General features: G+C 35.0%; 15 protein-coding genes. 11 read left to right on the forward strand and 4 right to left on the reverse strand.

The genetic code is table 11. The features are described from left to right. Positions 1-58: 58 nt before the first annotated feature. The gene (locus BD847_RS03370) at positions 59-781 is read left to right on the forward strand and encodes an adenine nucleotide alpha hydrolase family protein (protein ID WP_115886839.1); all 723 of its coding nucleotides are present in this window, start codon (positions 59-61) and stop codon (positions 779-781) included. Between the two features lie 39 nt (positions 782-820). Then, complete coding sequence (locus BD847_RS03375; RefSeq protein WP_115886841.1) at positions 821-1,768, forward strand: bestrophin family protein; 948 nt, start codon at positions 821-823, stop codon at positions 1,766-1,768. Positions 1,769-2,044: 276 nt separating this feature from the next. On the opposite strand, the gene BD847_RS03380 is transcribed toward BD847_RS03375, so the two are convergent. Next, the gene (locus BD847_RS03380) at positions 2,045-3,463 is read right to left on the reverse strand and encodes an aminotransferase-like domain-containing protein (protein ID WP_115886843.1); all 1,419 of its coding nucleotides are present in this window, start codon (positions 3,461-3,463) and stop codon (positions 2,045-2,047) included. A gap of 100 nt (positions 3,464-3,563) precedes the next feature. Between BD847_RS03380 and BD847_RS03385 the strand changes: the two genes are divergently transcribed. From BD847_RS03385 to BD847_RS03410, 6 genes are all read left to right on the forward strand, one after another. Beyond that, positions 3,564-4,481: an EamA family transporter gene (locus BD847_RS03385; RefSeq protein ID WP_115886844.1), complete on the forward strand. Its 918-nt coding sequence runs from the start codon at positions 3,564-3,566 to the stop codon at positions 4,479-4,481. 329 nt (positions 4,482-4,810) lie between these two features. Next, the gene (locus BD847_RS03390) at positions 4,811-7,072 is read left to right on the forward strand and encodes an acyl-CoA dehydrogenase family protein (RefSeq protein WP_115886846.1); all 2,262 of its coding nucleotides are present in this window, start codon (positions 4,811-4,813) and stop codon (positions 7,070-7,072) included. 67 nt (positions 7,073-7,139) lie between these two features. After that, entirely contained in the window at positions 7,140-8,783 is a 1,644-nt protein-coding gene (locus BD847_RS03395; RefSeq protein ID WP_115886848.1) for a DUF6377 domain-containing protein, read from the forward strand. 207 nt (positions 8,784-8,990) lie between these two features. After that, a complete protein-coding gene (locus BD847_RS03400; protein ID WP_115886850.1) occupies positions 8,991-11,207 on the forward strand; it encodes a glycoside hydrolase family 3 C-terminal domain-containing protein in 2,217 nt (738 codons plus the stop codon). Positions 11,208-11,336: 129 nt separating this feature from the next. Then, complete coding sequence (locus BD847_RS03405) at positions 11,337-11,981, forward strand: DUF1349 domain-containing protein (protein ID WP_115886852.1); 645 nt, start codon at positions 11,337-11,339, stop codon at positions 11,979-11,981. Between the two features lie 105 nt (positions 11,982-12,086). Further along, a complete protein-coding gene (locus BD847_RS03410) occupies positions 12,087-13,226 on the forward strand; it encodes an acyltransferase family protein (protein WP_115886854.1) in 1,140 nt (379 codons plus the stop codon). 194 nt (positions 13,227-13,420) lie between these two features. Here BD847_RS03410 and BD847_RS03415 read toward each other — a convergent pair whose 3' ends face one another. Then, the gene (locus BD847_RS03415; protein ID WP_115886855.1) at positions 13,421-14,527 is read right to left on the reverse strand and encodes an NADH:flavin oxidoreductase; all 1,107 of its coding nucleotides are present in this window, start codon (positions 14,525-14,527) and stop codon (positions 13,421-13,423) included. A gap of 7 nt (positions 14,528-14,534) precedes the next feature. Further along, positions 14,535-14,837 (reverse strand): ArsR/SmtB family transcription factor, encoded by a 303-nt coding sequence (locus BD847_RS03420; RefSeq protein WP_115886857.1) that lies wholly within the window; start codon positions 14,835-14,837, stop codon positions 14,535-14,537. Positions 14,838-14,996: 159 nt separating this feature from the next. On the opposite strand from BD847_RS03420, the gene BD847_RS03425 reads away from it, so the two are divergent. Continuing rightward, complete coding sequence (locus BD847_RS03425) at positions 14,997-15,491, forward strand: TlpA family protein disulfide reductase (protein ID WP_115886859.1); 495 nt, start codon at positions 14,997-14,999, stop codon at positions 15,489-15,491. A gap of 30 nt (positions 15,492-15,521) precedes the next feature. Further along, complete coding sequence (locus BD847_RS03430) at positions 15,522-15,995, forward strand: hypothetical protein (RefSeq protein ID WP_115886861.1); 474 nt, start codon at positions 15,522-15,524, stop codon at positions 15,993-15,995. Between the two features lie 88 nt (positions 15,996-16,083). Here the strand turns inward: BD847_RS03430 and BD847_RS03435 are convergent, their stop codons facing one another. After that, positions 16,084-16,467 (reverse strand): hypothetical protein, encoded by a 384-nt coding sequence (locus BD847_RS03435; protein ID WP_115886863.1) that lies wholly within the window; start codon positions 16,465-16,467, stop codon positions 16,084-16,086. Positions 16,468-16,685: 218 nt separating this feature from the next. On the opposite strand from BD847_RS03435, the gene galA reads away from it, so the two are divergent. Further along, complete coding sequence (galA, locus tag BD847_RS03440) at positions 16,686-19,508, forward strand: beta-galactosidase GalA (RefSeq protein ID WP_115886865.1); 2,823 nt, start codon at positions 16,686-16,688, stop codon at positions 19,506-19,508. Positions 19,509-19,724: the final 216 nt, after the last annotated feature.

Below are 19,724 nucleotides of genomic sequence, written 5' to 3' on the forward strand. Positions count from 1 at the left end.
AAGACCCCTCTAATTTTGGAGGGGTTATTTTGTATGTATAAACTAAAAGATTATACATATGAAAAATTTCCTTATACCGACGACTTTAAAAGATGATACAATTGCAGCAGTAAAATCGGCAATTACACAATCTAAAAATACAGACTGCGAAATCATATTAATGATGGTTTCAGAAACTCCAGATGCTTTTTCATCGTCTAACTTCTTACGTGAAATGCGTACTGGGCTAACCAAAAGTCAGGAAGAAGTTTTAGAAACTTGCAGATATATGATTGATCATACAAAAAACTGCAAAATTACAATTCACAATCAATACGGACTTTCATCTCCAATTTTCAGAAGAATTATCGAACACTTTTCTGTAAAACTAGTCGTTCTGACGTATTCTTATAAACAGGAAACAAAACGTATTCATCAGTATTTGGTTCAATTGGCCGGAAATCAAAAATGTCCAATTCTTCATTTAGGAAACGAGCAGTTAAAAGAAGATTTTTCAAAAGCACTTTATATCGAAAACAGCAACGCAAATATGCATGTTAAAGACGTTCAGCAGTTTTTGAATGATAATTTCTCCTATGAAATCGTCAGCCAAACAGCTAAAACAGATGAAAACTACGATGAGATAGCGCCTTACTTATCTGAAGCAATTTCTAAATACGAAATTGATTTGCTTGTAGAAACAAGAAAAGGGGAGAAAATTAAATTCAAAAAGAATAAAAAAGAAAGCATAAACGAAAAACTGGGACTTCCGGTTCTTTCACTTTATGAAGAAATGGTATAAAGCCATTCGTAGCTAAATTTTAATTTTAAAACCGAAAGTATGTTATTAAAGAAAAGAGTTCCAATGAAGTACGTTCTCGGGAAAGTTAAAGTTGAAATCGTGTTGGTATTGGTTTACACGATTTTATTTGAAATTTTTCACCATTATTTTATCAATTTACCTGTAGATATTCCTATTGCTATTCCAACCATGATTGGTACCATTATATCGCTATTATTGGCCTTCAAATCAAATCAGGCTTATGACAGATGGTGGGAAGCGAGGATTGTTTGGGGTGCGATTGTAAACGATTCGAGAACATTAATTCGTCAGGTATTGACGTTTTATAAAGATCCGGATTTTTCTGTTGAAGCTAGTGAATTCAAAGAAAATTTCGCAAAAAGGCAAATTGCCTGGTGTTATAGTTTAGGTAATGCACTTCGAAATAAAGATGCAATAAAGCCTATTAAAGATTTGGTAAGCGATGAAGAATTGCGTTATATAAAAAATCATCAAAACATTCCAAATGCAATTCTGATGCTGCATGCGCGCGATCTTAGAAATGCAAAAAATGATAAGAAAATCAATATGTACCAACAGGTAGAAATTGATAATACCTTATCAAGATTATGCGACGAAATGGGAAAATGTGAGCGAATTAAAAACACAATATTTCCAACAACATATAGTATGTATATCCGATTAACATTGTGTTTATTCGTTTTACTGCTTCCGTTTGGATTGACAAGTGTTTTAAGTTGGTTTGCGATTCCATTAATTACAGCTATTTCGACTGCTTTTTTCTTAATAGAAAGAATGGCAATTCATTTGCAGGATCCGTTTGAGAATCGCCCAACAGATACGCCAATGACCACTATTGCAAATACAATCGAAAAAAATCTGAAGCAAATGCTGAACGAATATCAAAGCGAATTTGATATTATAAAAGAGTTTGATTTAAAAGATGAACCTAAGAAAGTCGAAAGCGACGCTTATTTCGTTCTATAAATTGATTTTTGGTTTCTTATATTTGTTAATTGACAACGCCTTTACGGGCGTTATTTTTTATTATAAAACCCCGCTGGCTGTAATTCTTGTTTTTATCTAACACATAGAAACATAGTCCCGAAGCTTCGGGATTATGTAAAAAAAGAATACAAAAAGAAACTAGTTTCTAACACATAGCTAACTATGTTTATTTTAAATAAGTGAAACGCCTTTTTCGAATGTCATTTGTCTATGTATCTATGTGTTAAAATAATTTGTACTCAATGGGTTATAAAACTATTTGGTGGCTAATTTTCCTAAAGTTTGAATAGATTGTCTCAATTCATTACTCCACGGAAGTCCGAAACTTAGGCGCATACAATTTGAAAACTGATCTTGAAACGAAAAGATTCGGCCCGGCGCAATACTAATATTGTGCTGCATTGCCAAATGATAAAATGCCGCAGTATCGACGCTTTTGTCTAATTCTACCCAAAGAAAAAAACCGCCTTGTGGCTGACTTACCTTTGTTCCCGCCGGAAATGATTCTAAAACTGTATTGATATAATTATTACAATTATGATTTAGAATCTGACGTATTTTTCTAAGATGATTTTCATAACGTCCATTTTTAAGAAAATCGCCCACGACTTCATGTGTAATCGTAGGTGAGGAGAGCGAATGATAAATTTTATTACGCAAAATTTGTTTTTTAAACTTTCCGGGCGAAACCCAGCCTACGCGATATCCGGGTGAAAGTGTTTTAGAAACCGAGCTACAGCAAAGTACAATGCCGCTTTCATCATAGGTTTTGCAATTTGTTGGTCGGCTGGAGCCAAAGTATAAATCGCCGTGAATATCATCTTCAATCAGCGGAATATTATAAAATTCCATCAATCTTACGACTTCAATTTTGTGTTCAGCCGGCATCATACTTCCGGAAGGATTACTGAAATTGCTCATCAACAGGCAAAGTTTTACTTTTTTAGAAGCAAGTGCTTTTTTCAATGCCTCCAGTTCAATTCCGGTAGTCATATTGGTAGGCAATTCCATTATATACAAACCCAATGATTTGGCAAGTTGCAAGATGCCGAAATAAGCGGGACTTTCTGTAATAATGGTATCTCCGGGTTTTGTAAGCGTCATTAAACAATGCGAAATAGCACTTGTGCAGCCCGGCATTGTAATGATATCTTCTTCCGTAAGAGATCCGCCCCAGGTAAACGACCACCTTGCAATTTCTCTTCTCAGATTCAGATTGCCTTTAACCTGATCGTAACTCGTTCCACTATTGGGCAATGAACGCATCGCCTGAATCATTCCTTTATTTAATTTCGCTATAGGCAGCAACTCATTTGATGGAAAACCCAACGAAAGCATCGTAATATTTTTGTCCGTCATATTGCCGTACACCTGATCAATTAAATCTTCGCGATCTATGTTTGCGCCTTTTAAAATTGGACTGCTCGGAGAAGGTTCCGTAATTATTCGTGCAGAGGTGTTGCTTACATAATAACCTGATTGTGGTCTGGATTCAATAAGCGATCGGCTTTCTACTTCATAATATGCTTTGCTCACGGTGCTCATACTGTAACCCGTTTCAGCGCATACTTCACGAATTGACGGAAGTTTATCTCCAACACTTAAAACACCCGATTTTATTTGTTTTTCGATCCTGTCCGCAAACTGAAGATAGAGGTAATTTGAATTTTTCATAAAAAAAAACTGTTATGGTGCAATTTACAAAAACTGTATCTGTATTGCTATTTTATTTTTTAGAAATTTGTTTCACCAAGAAAATTAAAAACGAAACACTGTGAAAACAACAAAATATTACATCGCTGCAATTACCTGTTTTATTATTTGGGGCTTTTTCAGTTTAGTTCTAAAACCTATCCATGACTACGCTTCTCTGGATATTTTGTTCTATCGTGTTTTCAGTTGCAGTGTTTTAATGTTGCTAATTTCTTTTACTTTCAGAAGAAAAAAAGTCAAAGAAACAATCGAAACTTTTAAGGCTTTACCAAAAGCAGAAAAAAGAAAAAGTACTTTGCTGAATATCGGCGGAAGCGTTTTTCTAATGGCGAACTGGTTTACTTTTATTTATGTAATGAACCATGTAAGCGTAAAAGCGACTTCTTTGGCCTATTTGGTTTGTCCCATCTTAACCACTTTATTGGCTTACTTTATTTTGAGTGAAAAATTAAGCAAAACACAATGGATTGCGGTTGGGCTAAGTATTTCGGGTTGTATTTTATTGTCGTACGCTAATATTATGGATATGTTTTTTAGTATCATTATTGGTTTTACGTATGCATCTTATCTTGTGAGCCAGCGTATTAATAAAGGTTTTGATAAATTTATCATTCTAACCTTTCATATTACTTTGGCAGCTTTGTTTTTACTGCCTTTTTATCCGGCATACAGTGGGGAAGTGCCAACAGAATTTAAGTTCTATTTCTGCATTGAAACAATTGCTATTTTGTTTACCATTTTTCCGTTATTTCTTAATTTATATGCGCTTTCCGGAATTAATTCTTCGACAGTCGGAATGCTTTTAAATATCAACCCAATGATTGCTTTTCTATTGGCTATGTTTTTTTACAAAGAACAATTTGGAATTATACAAATTGTAGCGTACGGAATCGTTTTTCTGGCCGTTTTGGTTTTTAACTCACATCACATATTTGCCATAAAGCAAAAATATATCCTGTCACCTAAAGATTCTCAATAAGTTGGTTTTGCATTTTTTATTGGTTTAAAGGGTAAAATTACGAGAATCTTAACAGGGTTTTAAAACAGGAATGAGTATTTTTCATTCCTGTTTTTTTATGCAGTAAATTGAATCTTTATAGCGACAGATTTCACAGATTAAAAGGATTATATGGTAATGCATAAAAATTAGCCACAAATTACACGAATTTTCACGAATTTGATTTAGTTTAAAAAGAAAGAAATTTGTGAAAATTCGTGTAATTCGTGGCAAGAAAAAATCCTTTTAATCTGTGAATCCCGATAGCTATCGGGAGTGGCAAAAATTAATTAAAAACCGAATCCTTTTATATGAAAAATTCCAAACTCCAAGCCTTTATTCCGTTATTTTATTTAGTGTGGTCTGATGATCTTTTAACTCAAAAAGAATTTACAACGATTCAGGAATTTATCAATAATTTAATTTGGCTTTCGCCCGAAGAAAAACAGCAGCTTCTTTCAAAAGTTGATATTTCAAATCCGCCTTCGCGAAATGAACTCTCACAATGGAAATTAGATATAGAATCGCACATTCAGGATAAAACTACTATCAAATCCATTTTTGATATTGCTGTTGCGTTGTCAGATAAAGATTTGGATATAAAATCACTAGAATCAGATTTTACAAAACTCGAGAACAATCTTGGTTTTTTAGGCGAAGAAGCCATTCAGAATTTTAAAACAAAAACGGGTTCGTTTACTGCAAATTCGCAAACGACAAGCAATTTTGATATCCAAAAAATAACAGAATTCCTTGACGGAAAAGAAGCTCCAATCATCAAAAGAGTCAAATCGATTATTTCCAGACCTGAATTTGCTTACGAAACTTCTACAGATATTAATGTTTTTCGCCAAACGGTTTACAATTGGTGTAAAATTCTGGCCGATGAAAACTTAGGAAATATGGCGTATCCGAAAGAATACGGTGGAGGAGGAAATGTAGAAGATTATTTCGCAATCATGGAAACGCTGAGTTATCACGATTTAAGTTTGGTGATTAAATTTGGTGTACAATTCGGACTTTGGGGAATGAGCGTTCAGTCTTTAGGAACTGAAAAACATTATGCTAAATATCTAAAAGATATTGGTTCTCTAAAACTTCCCGGCTGTTTTGCCATGACCGAAACCCATCACGGATCTAACGTAAAAGGATTGGAAACAACGGCAACATACAATCATAACGAGCAGACTTTTACCATTCATACGCCAAATAAAAATGCTCAAAAAGAATATATAGGAAACGCTGCCGTTCATGGTCAAATGGCAACTGTTTTTGCTAAACTTATTATTAACGACCACGATTATGGCGTAAATGCCTTTGTTGTACCATTGCGTCATCCTGACGGAAATGTTCTAAAAGGCGTTACTATCGGTGATTGTGGACATAAAATGGGATTAAACGGCGTTGACAACGGAACAATAAGTTTCGATAACGTTGTGATTCCGAAAGAAAATATGCTGGATCGTTTCGCCTCTGTAAATGAAAAGGGAGAATTCGAAAGCCCGATTCCGAGTGATAATCGTCGTTTTTTCACGATGTTGGGTACTTTGGTGGGAGGAAGAATCGGGATTCCGCGATCTGCTTTGGCTGCAGCCAAATCTGGATTAACAATTGCCATTCGCTATAGCGATCAAAGAAGACAATTTGGCCCTGAAGGCGGATCAGAAGTTCCAATTTTAAATTACAGAATGCATCAACGTAGATTACTACCGAATCTAGCCAAAACTTACGCGGTACATTTTGGACTTCAATATCTAACCAAAAGATTCCTGAACAGAACCGAAAGTGAAATGCAGGAAATAGAAGCCTTGGCCGCCGGAATGAAATCGTATTCAACCTGGAGCACGAGAGATATTCTTCAGGAATGCCGTGAAGCTTGTGGCGGAAAAGGATATTTGTCTGAAAACAGAATCGATGCTTTAAAAAACGATACCGAAATATATACCACTTTTGAGGGCGATAACACTGTTTTGATGCAGTTAGTAGCCAAAAACCGCTTAGCTGAATTCAGAAAGTCTTTTGGAGAAATGGGTGCCGCGGGAATTATAAATTATGTGTATGAAAATGCTAAAACGGCTCTTGCCGAGAAAAACCCAATAGCAACCCGAAGAACGGATGAAGAACATCTTCTTGATCAGGAATTTCATCTTCAGGCATTTGTTCATCGCGAAAAAACAATTCTGGCATCGGCAGCAAAACGTATCAAAAAACTAATTGATAACGGTTTGGAAGCTTATGACGCTTTTAATGTTGTACAACATCAAATGATCGATGTGGCTCAGGCGTATTTGGAGCGCATTATTTTAGAACAGTTTCAGGAAGCCTTAAAAGCAATTGAAGATGAAAATTCAAAACAAATTTTAACGAAGTTGTATCAGTTATTTGCGCTTTTGCAATTAGAAAAAAACAAAGGCTGGTATCTTGAAGATGGTTATATGGAAGCCGCAAAAACAAAAGCAATTCGAAAAATAGTTAATCAGTTGTGTTGGGATATCAGACCGGATGCAGTTGCGTTGGTCAATGCATTTGATATTCCGGAAAGTTGCCTTTCTGCACCAATCGCAAGACAATAGATAATAGGTCGAGTGTGATTATTTAAACACTTTGTTATATTTGTAATTCCTTTTTATAAAAATCAGCTTGAAAAAGTATTTAATCGCTTTAGTAGTCATTTGTGGAAATTTTTCGGTCTTTGCGACGGAAAGCACAGATGATATTTTGATGAAATTGAATTTAGCTTTACAAAACAAAGCGCATTACGTTTATTTAAAAGAAGAGCGAATTTCAAACTTCAAAAAAATAAAATCTGAGCATTTAACTCCTGAACAAGAATACAATTACAATAAAACATTGTTTGCAGAATATCAGAAATTCAATTCGGATTCGGCTATTTTGTATGTCAAAAAGAACCTGAAAATAGCCAATCAGCTTCAAAACGATGAATTATTGAATTTAGCGCAGATTCAATTAGTAAATTTATATTCTTCTTCAGGAAAATACCGCGAAGCCGAAGCAATTTTAAAAGGGATCGATAAACGAAAACTCTCAACAACGCTTTTATCGGATTATTATGTGGCGTATCGCGAGTTTTTCGAGCATTATGCCGCCAATAGTTATGATGTTAAATACATACAGCAAATCCGAAAATACAGGGATTCACTTTTAGGTGTATTAGATCCGAATACTTTAAGCTTTAAAATCAATAAAATTCAGCAGGGAATTTCGCAAAAAAAATACGACAGCGCCCAAAAAGAGTTGCTCAATCTCCTAAAAGGAATAAAACAGGATAATCCGCAATATGCGATGATTACGTATTTATTGGGAGATATCTTTGAGCATACAAAGCAGCTCGAATTGCGAAAAAAATATTTTGCGCTTTCAGCAACAGCTGACATTCAAAATGCCAATAAAGACAACGCTTCACTGCAAGAACTAGCATTGGTTTTTTATGAAATAGGAAATGTCGACATGGCGTATAAACTCACGCAATCGGCTATTGAGGATGCTATTTATTGTAATGTACAGTTTCGGACTTTATTAATGTCGGAAGTGTATTCTATTATCAATACCGTTTATTTGGAAAAAGAGGCCAAAAGGAAAACCGAGTTACAGCTTTATTTGTTATGTATCAGTTTGTTGTCTGTTTTTTTAATCGCAGCGGTAATTTACGTGTACAAGCAAATGAAAAAAGTTTCCAGAATTCGTGGAGAACTTTATGAAACAAGCCAAAAACTAGCAGAACTGAATCATGATATTACCGAAACCAATTTGCAACTTCAGGAACGAAACGGACAATTATCAGAATCCAACCATATTAAGGAAGAATATATCGCTCATTTTTTCAGTCTTTGTTCAACTTACATCAATAAGCTGGAAAATTATCGTCTCATCTTAAACAAAAAAGCCACTGCAAAGCAATTTGAAGAGATTTCTAAAATACTACGATCTACAACTTTAGTCGATACTGAATTAGAAGAACTTTACAAGAATTTTGACATCATTTTCCTGAACCTCTATCCAACCTTTGTCAAGGATTTTAATGAATTGCTAATTAAAGACGAGCAAATAATTTTGAAACAGGGAGAATTATTGAATACCGAACTTCGAATTTTTGCTTTAATTCGTTTAGGAATTACGGACAGCGTAAAAATCGCAGCCTTTCTGCGATACTCTTTAAGCACAATTTATAATTATCGAACACGAGCTAGAAACAAAGCGGCAGTTTCGAGAAATGATTTTGAAGAAATGGTGATGAAAATTGGAATAATTGCATTGAAAATGTAACAATGTCTTTTAAAATCACTACTTTTTTATGCTTTAAATAAATTGTAATTTATTGATTTTTAATAAATTAAGTTTTTAATTCACTACTTTTTCTACTTTAAAATTCCATCGCAAACTATAACGTTTTAGTTTTACAATATTATTAAAGATGATATTGGTGTGCCATTCAATCTTTAATTAATTTGAATGCTTAAATACTTATTAGTTATGTTTAAAAACGTTAAAACAATTGTTGTTTTAGTATTATTGAGTTCATTTGGACTAAAGGCTCAAAATAAAGTTCCGGTTTATCTGGATGACAAAAAGCCAATTGAAGAGCGTGTCGAAGATGCGCTTTCGCGAATGACAACCTCAGAAAAAATTGCCATGATTCATGCGCAATCCAAATTCAGTTCGCCGGGTGTGCCGCGTTTAGGAATTCCGGAAAACTGGATGACAGACGGACCACACGGAATTCGTACAGAAGTAAAATGGGACGAATGGGATCAGGCCGGATGGACAAATGATTCTTGTATCGCTTTCCCGGCTCTTACAGCGCTTTCTGCAACATGGAACAAAGAAATGGCTTCTTTGTATGGGAAATCTATTGGGGAAGAAGCACGTTACCGTAATAAAAACGTATTGTTAGGACCAGGCGTAAATATTTACAGAAGCCCATTAAACGGACGTAACTTCGAATATATGGGAGAAGATCCGTTTTTAACTTCAAAAATGGTTGTTCCTTATATAAAAGGCGTTCAGTCGATTGGAGTTGCGGCTTGCGTGAAACATTTTGCATTAAACAATCAGGAAACTAATCGTAATTCTGTAAACGTAATTGTAGACGATCGTGCTCTTTATGAAATCTATCTGCCTGCGTTTAAAGCAGCTGTTCAGGAAGGCGATGCATGGGCAATTATGGGTTCTTACAACCAATATAAAGGGCAGCAATGTTGTCATAATGAATTTTTGCTTAACGATATTCTCCGCGGAGAATGGGGTTTTAAAGGTGTTGTAATCTCAGATTGGGGAGGAGTTCATGATACAAAACAATCTATTTTTAATGGTTTGGACATGGAATTTGGATCTTGGACAAACGGACTTTCCTGGGGAACAAGCAATGCCTATGACAATTATTATTTGGCAAAACCTTATTCTGAAATGATTAGAAAAGGTGAAGTTGGAACAAAAGAATTAGATGAAAAAGTGCGTCGTATTTTACGTTTATCTTTCCTGACCAATATGGATAAAAATCGTCCTTTTGGTTCTTTCGGAACAAAAGAACACGCCGATGCAGGTCGTAAAATCGCCGAAGAAGGAATTGTATTACTTCAGAACAACAACAATATTTTGCCAATAAACCTTTCTAAAACTAAGAAAATCGCTGTAATTGGTGAGAATGCAATTAAAATGATGACTGTTGGTGGAGGAAGTTCTTCATTAAAAGCAAGATATGAAATTACACCACTTGAAGGATTGAAAGCCCGAATTGGGAATCAGGCTGAAATAGTATATGCTCGTGGTTATGTTGGTGATCCAACAAGTAATTACAATGGAGTTGTGGCTAAAGTAAGTCTGGAAGACAAACGTTCTCCTGCCGAATTAAGTGCTGAGGCATTAAAAATTGCAAAAGATGCTGATATTGTTCTTTTTATTGGAGGATTGAACAAAAGTGATAATCAGGATGCAGAAGGAAATGATCGTAAAGAATTGAATTTGCCGTATGGTCAGGATAAATTAATAAGCGATTTAGTCAAAGTAAATAAAAACGTTGTTTTTGTAAATATCTCAGGAAATGCAGTTGCAATGCCTTGGATAAAAGAAGTTCCGGGAATTGTTCAGGGATGGTTTTTAGGTACAGAAGCCGGAAATGCATTGGCTGCTATTTTGGTTGGAGATGTTAATCCGTCAGGAAAATTATCATTTACTTTTCCTGTAAAATTATCAGATAACGGCGCTCATGCTTTAGGGGAATTTCCTGGTGGCGATGAAGTGAAGTACAACGAAGGAATCTATGTTGGCTACCGTTGGGCTGATAAACAAAAAGTTAAGCCTTTGTTCGCTTTTGGTCACGGATTGAGTTACACCACTTTCGAATATGGAAAAATAACAGCAGATAAAAAGCAAATGACGGCGAGTGATAAAATTACATTTTCTGTAAAAGTCAAAAATACTGGAAATAGAGAAGGATCAGAGATTGTTCAGCTTTATATCTCCGATTTAAAATCTTCTTTGCCTCGTCCTATTAAAGAATTAAAGGATTTTGAGAAAATTTCGCTTAAAGCGGGTGAAGAAAAAACGGTATCGTTTACTATCGATAAAGTTGCTCTAAGTTTCTTTGATGACAAAAAACACGAATGGGTTGCCGAGCCTGGAGATTTTGAAGCAATCATTGGAGCATCTTCGGTAAACATCAAATCTAAAGTGAATTTTTCACTTAAATAAATTTCATTAATTTTCTAAATTGGTTGGTTGTAGAGCTGCAAGTGAAATATTTGCAGCTTTGCTTTTTAAAAATTAGATATAAAATACCTTTTTTTATATCTTGTGATTCATAATTTTATAAATTCCAGAATGAAAAAAATACTACTTTTTGCAGCACTTTTCTTATTTCAAACACTTTCAGCACAGAGTCTTAGTAAAATGCAATGGTTTAATGAACCTGAAAAATGGGAAATTAAAAACAATGCATTAATAATGAATGTAACACCAAATAGCGATTACTGGAGAATTTCGCACTACGGATTTACAGTTGATGATGCGCCTTTTTATTATGCAAATTATGGCGACGAGTTCGAAGCAAAAGTAAAACTGACCGGAAATTACATCGCCCGTTTCGATCAAATGGGATTAATGATTCGCATCGACGAGAAAAATTATATCAAAACCGGAGTCGAATTTGTAGACGGAAAATTTAACGTCAGTACAGTAGTAACACACGATAAAAGCGACTGGAGCGTAACAACACTAGAGAAAGCGCCACCTTTTATCTGGATCAAGGCAGTTCGCCGTTTAGACGCAATTGAGGTCTTTTACTCTTTTGATGACAAAAATTATATCATGACCAGAAATGCGCCTTTGCAGGATAATACCCCTGTGATGGTGGGTTTAATGGCTGCTTCTCCTGACGGAAATGGCTTTGAGGCTAAATTCGAAAACTTTTCTGTAAAGCACTTACCGGATCAGCGAAGAGCAGAATGGCTTAAAAATCATCAATAAATAAAATTAGATAATTAGAAAATGTCTTGAACACTGCATATTCTAAAAACGATTTTATCTTTCAAAAAAATATTAATCTAACCTAAATAACCACAAAAAAAAATCATGAGTTCAATTTCTACTGATATTAAACCTAAAAAACATTATGAAATTCTAGACGGTTTGCGTGGAGTAGCGGCTATTATTGTTGTTGCTTTTCACATTTTAGAAGCATTTAACGGAGGAAGCCGATTTAAACAGATTATAAATCACGGTTATCTGGCTGTTGATTTCTTTTTCCTTTTATCCGGATTTGTTGTCGCTTACGCGTATGACGATCGCTGGACGAAAATGACGCAATGGGAATTCTACAAACGCCGATTGATACGTTTACAACCCATGGTGATTATGGGAATGATTATAGGAGCCATTTTTTACTATTTTCAGGCTTCAGACAATTTGTTTCCAATGATTGCCAATATGGAAGTTTGGAAAGTAATTGTTACCATGATAGTTGGATTTACATTATTGCCTATTCCGCCTTCTTTAGAAATTAGAGGCTGGGGCGAAATGCATCCTTTAGATGGTCCGGCTTGGTCGCTTTTCTTCGAATATATTGCTAATATTTTATATGCTTTGGTATTTCGAAAATTTTCAAACAAAGTAATGTCGGTATTTGTTTTGATATTCGCGGGAATGCTGATTAATTATACCGTTTTTGGACCAAAAGGCGATGTAATTGGAGGTTGGTCTTTAAATTTCGAACAAATAAATATTGGATTTACACGTTTGTTATATCCATTTTTTGCTGGAGTTTTGCTATGTCGTTTAGGGAAATTAATCCAAATTAAAGGCGCTTTTTGGGTTTGTAGTTTATTAATTACTATAGTTCTAGCGATGCCGAGAATAGGTGACGAAAACAGTTTGTGGATGAACGGTTTATATGAGTCATTTTGTATCATTTTGATTTTTCCACTTATTGTTGCAATTGGAGCAGGAGGAGTAATAAAAAATCCGCTTTCGCTGAAAATTTGCAAAGGTTTGGGAGACATTTCATACCCAATTTACATTACACACTATCCATTAATTTACTGGTATACGGCTTGGGTTGTCGACAATAAAGTTTCGTTACAAGACGGATATCTTATAGGAATTGGTGTTTTAATAGCAAGTATTACTATTGCGTATTTATGCTTAAAACTATATGATGAACCAGTTAGAAACTGGCTTCAAAGTAAATTTCAAAGAAGAAAGGAAGTAGCATAGTTTCAAAGGGACAAAGGTGCAGAGGTTGCAAAGAGACAAAGGGACAAAGTGGCAAAGGCAAATCCTACATCTCATAAAAAAAGGGATGAAACACCAAGTTTCATCCCTTTTTTATGTTTATAAAGTTTAAGTTTTTCAGAGAAAAAAACTTTGTCCCTTTGTCTCTTTGTCCCTCTGAACCTTAAAAAAAAAACTTATTCCAAAACCAATTGTCCTAAAGCTTCTTTACTAAAGCCTTTCAAGTCATCAGTTTTGCCTGCTTTAATTTTAGCTACCCAGTTAGGATCAGATAAAAGAGGTCTTCCAACGGCAACCAAATCAAAATCACCTCTGTCGAAACGTCTGTTTAATTCATCTAAAGAAGTTGGCTCAGAACTTTCTCCGGCAAATGCACCAAAGAAATCGCTAGAAAGTCCAACAGAACCCACTGTAATTGTTGGCGCTCCGGTAACTTTTTTAGCCCATCCTGCAAAGTTTAGATCAGAATCTTCAAATTCGGGTTCCCAGAAACGACGTTGTGAAGCATGTATAATATCAACTCCGGCATCAACAAGAGGCGTAAGCCAAGCTTCTAATTCTGCTGGGTTTTTAGCCAGTTTATAATTGTAATCAGAAGGTTTAAATTGAGAAAAACGCATGATAACAGCAAAGTCATTTCCAACTTGCTTTCTAACTTCTTTTATCACCTCAATTGCAAAACGATTACGTTCCGGCAATGTTTTTCCGCCATAAATATCCTCACGTAAATTGGTTTCAGCTCTAAAGAACTGATCGATTAAATAACCGTGCGCTCCGTGGATTTCGACTGTGTCAAAACCTAATTTTTTCGCATCAGCGGCAGCTTTTCCAAAAGCCAGAATGGTATCTTCAATATCTTTTTCAGTCATGGCAACTCCATTTCTAAAATCAGGACGGTTTAATCCAGACGGACCTTCAAAAGGAACAGGAGGAACCCATCCAGAATGATGATTGTCCATAATTCCCATATGCCAGATTTGCGGTCCCATTTTTCCGCCGGCAGTATGAACCTCGTTAATCACTTTTTGCCATCCTTTTAAAGATTCTTCGCCGTAAAAATGAGGTACATTAGCATCATTAGATGAGGAAGGTCTGTCAATTACAGTTCCTTCAGATAATATTAAGCCAACTTCGCCTTCAGCTCTTTTTTGATAATAAGCTGCGACTTCATCAGTTGGTACTCCGTTTGGAGAAAAAGAGCGCGTCATTGGCGCCATTACGATTCGGTTTTTCAGGTTTAACGATTTTAAGTTAAATCCTGAAAATAGGTTGTTTGTACTCATAGTAATTTTACAAATTAGATTGAATTAATTTACTGAGTGCTTCAAAGGCACCTTCGTTGCGTTTATAATAAGTCCATTGTCCAACGCGTTTGGCTTCGATGAAACCGGCACGTTGTAAAATAGATAAATATTCAGATACTGTAGATTGGGTCAAACCGGCTTTTGCCTGGATTTGTCCTACGCATACTCCATGTTCAAATCCGCCATGTTCTAGTTGGCCAGGAAAGTTTATTTCGGGTTCTTTCAACCATTCCAGCATTTGCAATCTGGACTTGTTGGATAATGCTTTAAAAATTTCTAAATGTTCCATGGTGCAAATATATCGACTTTTCCCGATATGTCAATTAAGGAATCATTTATTTAGGATAATTTTGTGATGGAGAAGATGAAATGATGAGGAATTTAGGAAAGAAAAATTATATTTGTGAGATTAAAAAACGCCCCTCAAATCAACAAAACGTAATCAATTATGAAAAAAATATTACTTATTCTAGGCTTCTTATGTTGTGTAATAACCAGTACAAAAGCGCAAGTTGTTGGCGTTGATGTTGGAGATATCGCTCCTGAGATTGATCTTCCAAATACAAAAGGAGAAAATATTTCACTTTCCTCATTAAGAGGTTCTTTGGTATTGGTTGATTTTTGGGCTTCTTGGTGCGGACCTTGCATTAAAGAACAGCCAACATTATTAAAACTGCACAATACTTACCCAGAAAAATTATCAATTTACAGTATATCTATGGATACTAAAAAGCCTTTATGGGCTACTGCAATTGCGAAAGGGAAATTACCTTGGACAAATGTAAGTGACTTAAAATATTGGCAGTCTCCAGTTGTAGCAGATTATATGTTGCAGTCCGTTCCGTTAAATTTTTTAATTGATAAAAACGGAATTATTCTGGCGAAAAATATTCACGGAAAAGCTTTGGAGGATATGATAAAAGGTTTGTTGGATCAAAAATAAAAATGAGCTTTTATAATACTTTAAAGTAAAATGAGATCAAAACTCAGTGTAACAGAATTCAGAGCGAGATTAAAAAACAATACAGAAATTGGTTCTGTAAAAGTAAAATTAAGTTCGTTTAGAATATTCCCCAGATTTGGAGGATCAAAGCCTTTTTATGGTCATTTTGATGATACTGATTTTCGTTTAACGCTGAATTCAGAGCTATCGCCAACCATTTTTGTTATAAAAGGAAAATATAAAAGTGTTGATAGCGCACTTAAATTAGATTACATAGTTGAAGCCAATAGTAAATTTCAGTCGATTTGGGTGGAATATTCTCCAATAGTTTTGATTGTCGCAATTAATTTATTCTTTCTGTTTTTTGGAAAAGGTTTACGAAAAGCTTCGACAATTGTTAACCTGTTTTTGCTTTTTATGGCTTTTTATTCCCGATGGAAAGCGAATAGAAGAAAGAAAAAATTAGAGCAGAAATTTCTAAAAATTTTTGAGATTATCAAATAAGTTGAGAAATTCAAAATTGGCAACCTGAAAACTAAAACAAAAAAAAGCCCAAATCGTTAGAAATGGGCTTTTTTGTTTTTAAAATTGTTTATTCGTTTTCTGTATTTGCCTTTTTTACACCGCCAAAACTCGTTTTCATCATTTCCCTGATTTGAAACTGTGTTTTATTTCGCGTAACATTTTTCCATTCGTCAAAATCATAAATATGAATATTGTCCGCATACGGATTGGTTACAAAAAAAAGTCTTGATATAGAGAATTTGTAATACTTTAATTCATGCGAAATGTGGCGGTCAGGAACAACAATAAGAATCGTATCCCAATCCAGAAAATTTTTAGGAACATCCTCTCTTTCAGTTAGTCCAAGAGATTCAAAAAAGGCAAGTATCTTTTGGTCATTATTTTTATCGATCTTTTCATCGATACGTTTAATGACGCTTAGAAGCTTTTTTTCATCTTTAATAACACTCATATAATCTTTGCTTTTTTTAAATTTTAGTATAAAATTACATCAAAAGAAAATTATTTTAAAAAGTATAGCCAATAGAATGATTCTAAATTTTAATAACCAATTTTTTATCAGTTTTAATGAAGTTATTGTAAACGTTTTGATAAAATACTATTAACTTAAACGGGTTTTAAAACTTAATTTTAGCATTTTGTTTTTCTAACTATCCAAACCACATTTTTATGAATTTTTCTTCTAAGAAAGTATTTATTCTATTTTTTGTTTCTGTTGTCTCAAGTCTGGCTTTCGCCCAAAGCAAATCAGACAGAGAGCTTATTTTAATTGATAAAGACTGGCGTTTTTCATTTGGCCATTTATTTGATACCGAAAAAGATTTCGGACATGCAACGGGTTATTTTTCGTATTTAACAAAAACAGGTTTTGGAGATGGTCCTGCCGCTAAAGACTTTGATGATCGTGCCTGGCGAAAACTCGATTTGCCTCATGATTGGGCTGTTGAACAGGATTTTAGCGAAAGCGGAAGTTATAGTCACGGATTTAAAATGGCAGGAAAAGGCTTTCCGGAGAAAAGTATTGGTTGGTACCGAAAAAAAATCACTATTCCGGAAACGGATAAAAACAAAATTATTTCGTTGAAATTCGACGGTGTTTTTAGAAACTCAAAGGTATTTTTTAACGGTTATTATCTCGGAACAGAAGAAAGCGGATATAACGGATTTGAATATGATGTTACGGCTTATGTGAATTATGGCGGTGAAAATACAATTGTAGTTCGCGCCGATGCTTCAATGGAAGAAGGCTGGTTTTATGAAGGCGCGGGGATTTACAGACACGTCTATCTGCAAAAAACAAATCCGGTTCATGTTGCTTTGAACGGAACGTATGTAACTTCTGAAATTAAAGACAATAATGCAGAAGTAACGGCAGAAGTAACTCTTATAAACAAAGGAAATTATAAAGGTTCAATAGAAATTTTTCAGACGGTTTTTGATGCTTCAAACAAGCAAATTACGACAGTCTCTGAAAATGTTTCAGCTCCCGAATTTTATAAAACAAATACTAAAGCTTTAAAACTAACTATTAAAAATCCGCTTTTGTGGGATATTGATTCGCCAAATTTATATCGTTTGGTTACGGAATTGAAACAAAATGGAAAAACGATTGATTATTATGAAACACCATTCGGAATCAGAACTATAAAATTTGATCCGGAAAATGGCTTTTTTCTAAACGGAAAACCTTTAAAATTAAAAGGAACCAATAATCATCAGGATCACGCCGGAATTGGAACTGCGTTACCAGATGAACTTCAGTATTACCGAATTCAGAAACTAAAAGAAATGGGCTCGAATGCCTATCGTTGCTCGCATCATCCGCCAACGCCTGAATTGTTGGAAGCCTGCGACAAACTCGGAATGTTAGTTATTGACGAAACCCGTTTAATGGGAATCAACGATTATCATTTGAATGATTTGGAACGAATGATGAAACGCGACCGAAATCATCCGAGTATTTTCTGTTGGTCGGTTGGAAATGAAGAATGGAATATCGAAGGAAATATCGTTGGTGAACGCATTACAAATGTGATGCAGGATTTTGCAAAAAGCATTGATGCTACTAGACCAGTAACAGTCGGTATCAGCAGCGGATTTAAAAGCGGAATTTCGTCTGTTGTTGAAATTATGGGTTACAATTATCTTGGAAATGGTGATATCGACGCGCATCGAAATGAATTCAAACAACAATCAGGAATGGGAACGGAGGAAGGCTCGACTTTTGCAACCCGCGGAATCTATTTTACAGATGATGCCAAACACTATAAAAGTGCCTACGACAAAAAACCACGCCCAACTTTTTATAGCATTGAAGAAGGTTGGAAGTTTTATGCCGAAAGACCTTATTTAGCAGGAATGTTTATCTGGACCGGATTTGATTATCGTGGCGAACCAACTCCTTATGGCTGGCCATCGGTGACTTCGTATTTTGGAATGATGGATGTTTGCGGTTTCCCGAAAGACAATGTGTTTTACTTAAAATCATGGTGGGGAAGCAAACCGGTACTCCACATTATGCCGCATTGGAACTGGAGCGGATTGGAAGGCAAAGAAATTGATGTTTGGGTGCAATCTAATTGTGATGAAGTGGAGCTTTTCTTAAACAAAAAAAGTTTAGGCAAAAAGAAAATGGTTTTGAACAGTCATTTAGAATGGAAAGTAAACTATACTCCAGGAACTTTGGAAGCTGTTGGCTATAAAAACGGGAAAAAAGTTTTGACCGAAGTTCAGAAAACGACGGGTAAGGCAGAAAATGTAAAATTATCAATAGATAAGGAAAATGTTTTGAAAGGAAAAGTTTCTGTAATTACGGTTGAAGTTATAGATAAAAACGGTTTACAGATTCCGACTGCAAATGACGAAATTACGTTTTCTATAAAAGGCGGAAAAATTTTAGGCGTAGGAAACGGCGATCCGACTTCATTGGAAAAAGATCAGTTTATTGACGATCTTGAATTGGTTAAAATAACGAATTTTAAAGAACAGAAAAGAACCGATGCAACTTTGCCTCAACAATTATCAAATTATCCTGAAAATGAATGGAAAATTGCATTTAGCGACCGCGATTACAAAAATCAGGCACCGTCTTATATTTACAGAGGAGAATTTGATTTAAAAAATAATACTACGGCTAATGTTGTGAGTTTCTTTTATAAAAAAATAGGGGCAGCAGTAGCAATTTTTGTAAATGGAAAGAAGATTGAGGCAAGTACTGAAGATTCGCAAAAGTATGTTTTGAATCCTGTGGTTTTAAAGGAAGGAAAAAACACAATTCACATAATTGCAACACCATTGCAAAAAGTAAAAGACTGGGATGTCATGAATACAGACCCTGGCATTATTCAGGTAAGTACGCCTGCTGAGCAATGGAAAAGAAAGCTTTTTAATGGTTACGCTCAAATAATCATTCAAAAAGAAGAAAATGCAAATGAAGTTGTTTTATCCGCTTCTGCGAAAGGACTGCGTGCAGGAAGTTTAAATATAAAATAGTTTCCCGCAGATTTTGCAGATCTGCAGATTATCAGTGGTCGTACTTATTGATACATCTATAAATAATAAATCTGCTAATCTGCAAAATCTGCGAGAAAAAATAACTTTGCGTCTTAGCGACTTTGCGAGATTATTTCGTCGACTTAAAAACTTAGTGAATCGTCGCGGTTAAACCTGAAACAAAATAAACTTAAATATTGTTTGATTTTCATAACT

It is taken from the genome of Flavobacterium cutihirudinis (assembly GCF_003385895.1).
GTDB classification, from domain to species: domain Bacteria; phylum Bacteroidota; class Bacteroidia; order Flavobacteriales; family Flavobacteriaceae; genus Flavobacterium; species Flavobacterium cutihirudinis.

Bases quoted from the DNA above. Each gene is read 5' to 3' on its own strand.
- BD847_RS03370 (WP_115886839.1), top strand. From the start codon at position 59: ATGAAAAATTTCCTTATACCGACGACTTTAAAAGATGATACAATTGCA.
- BD847_RS03375 (WP_115886841.1), top strand. From the start codon at position 821: ATGTTATTAAAGAAAAGAGTTCCAATGAAGTACGTTCTCGGGAAAGTT.
- BD847_RS03380 (WP_115886843.1), bottom strand. From the start codon at position 3,463: ATGAAAAATTCAAATTACCTCTATCTTCAGTTTGCGGACAGGATCGAA.
- BD847_RS03390 (WP_115886846.1), top strand. From the start codon at position 4,811: ATGAAAAATTCCAAACTCCAAGCCTTTATTCCGTTATTTTATTTAGTG.
- BD847_RS03400 (WP_115886850.1), top strand. From the start codon at position 8,991: ATGTTTAAAAACGTTAAAACAATTGTTGTTTTAGTATTATTGAGTTCA.
- BD847_RS03405 (WP_115886852.1), top strand. From the start codon at position 11,337: ATGAAAAAAATACTACTTTTTGCAGCACTTTTCTTATTTCAAACACTT.
- BD847_RS03410 (WP_115886854.1), top strand. From the start codon at position 12,087: ATGAGTTCAATTTCTACTGATATTAAACCTAAAAAACATTATGAAATT.
- BD847_RS03415 (WP_115886855.1), bottom strand. From the start codon at position 14,527: ATGAGTACAAACAACCTATTTTCAGGATTTAACTTAAAATCGTTAAAC.
- BD847_RS03420 (WP_115886857.1), bottom strand. From the start codon at position 14,837: ATGGAACATTTAGAAATTTTTAAAGCATTATCCAACAAGTCCAGATTG.
- BD847_RS03425 (WP_115886859.1), top strand. From the start codon at position 14,997: ATGAAAAAAATATTACTTATTCTAGGCTTCTTATGTTGTGTAATAACC.
- BD847_RS03430 (WP_115886861.1), top strand. From the start codon at position 15,522: ATGAGATCAAAACTCAGTGTAACAGAATTCAGAGCGAGATTAAAAAAC.
- BD847_RS03435 (WP_115886863.1), bottom strand. From the start codon at position 16,467: ATGAGTGTTATTAAAGATGAAAAAAAGCTTCTAAGCGTCATTAAACGT.
- galA (WP_115886865.1), top strand. From the start codon at position 16,686: ATGAATTTTTCTTCTAAGAAAGTATTTATTCTATTTTTTGTTTCTGTT.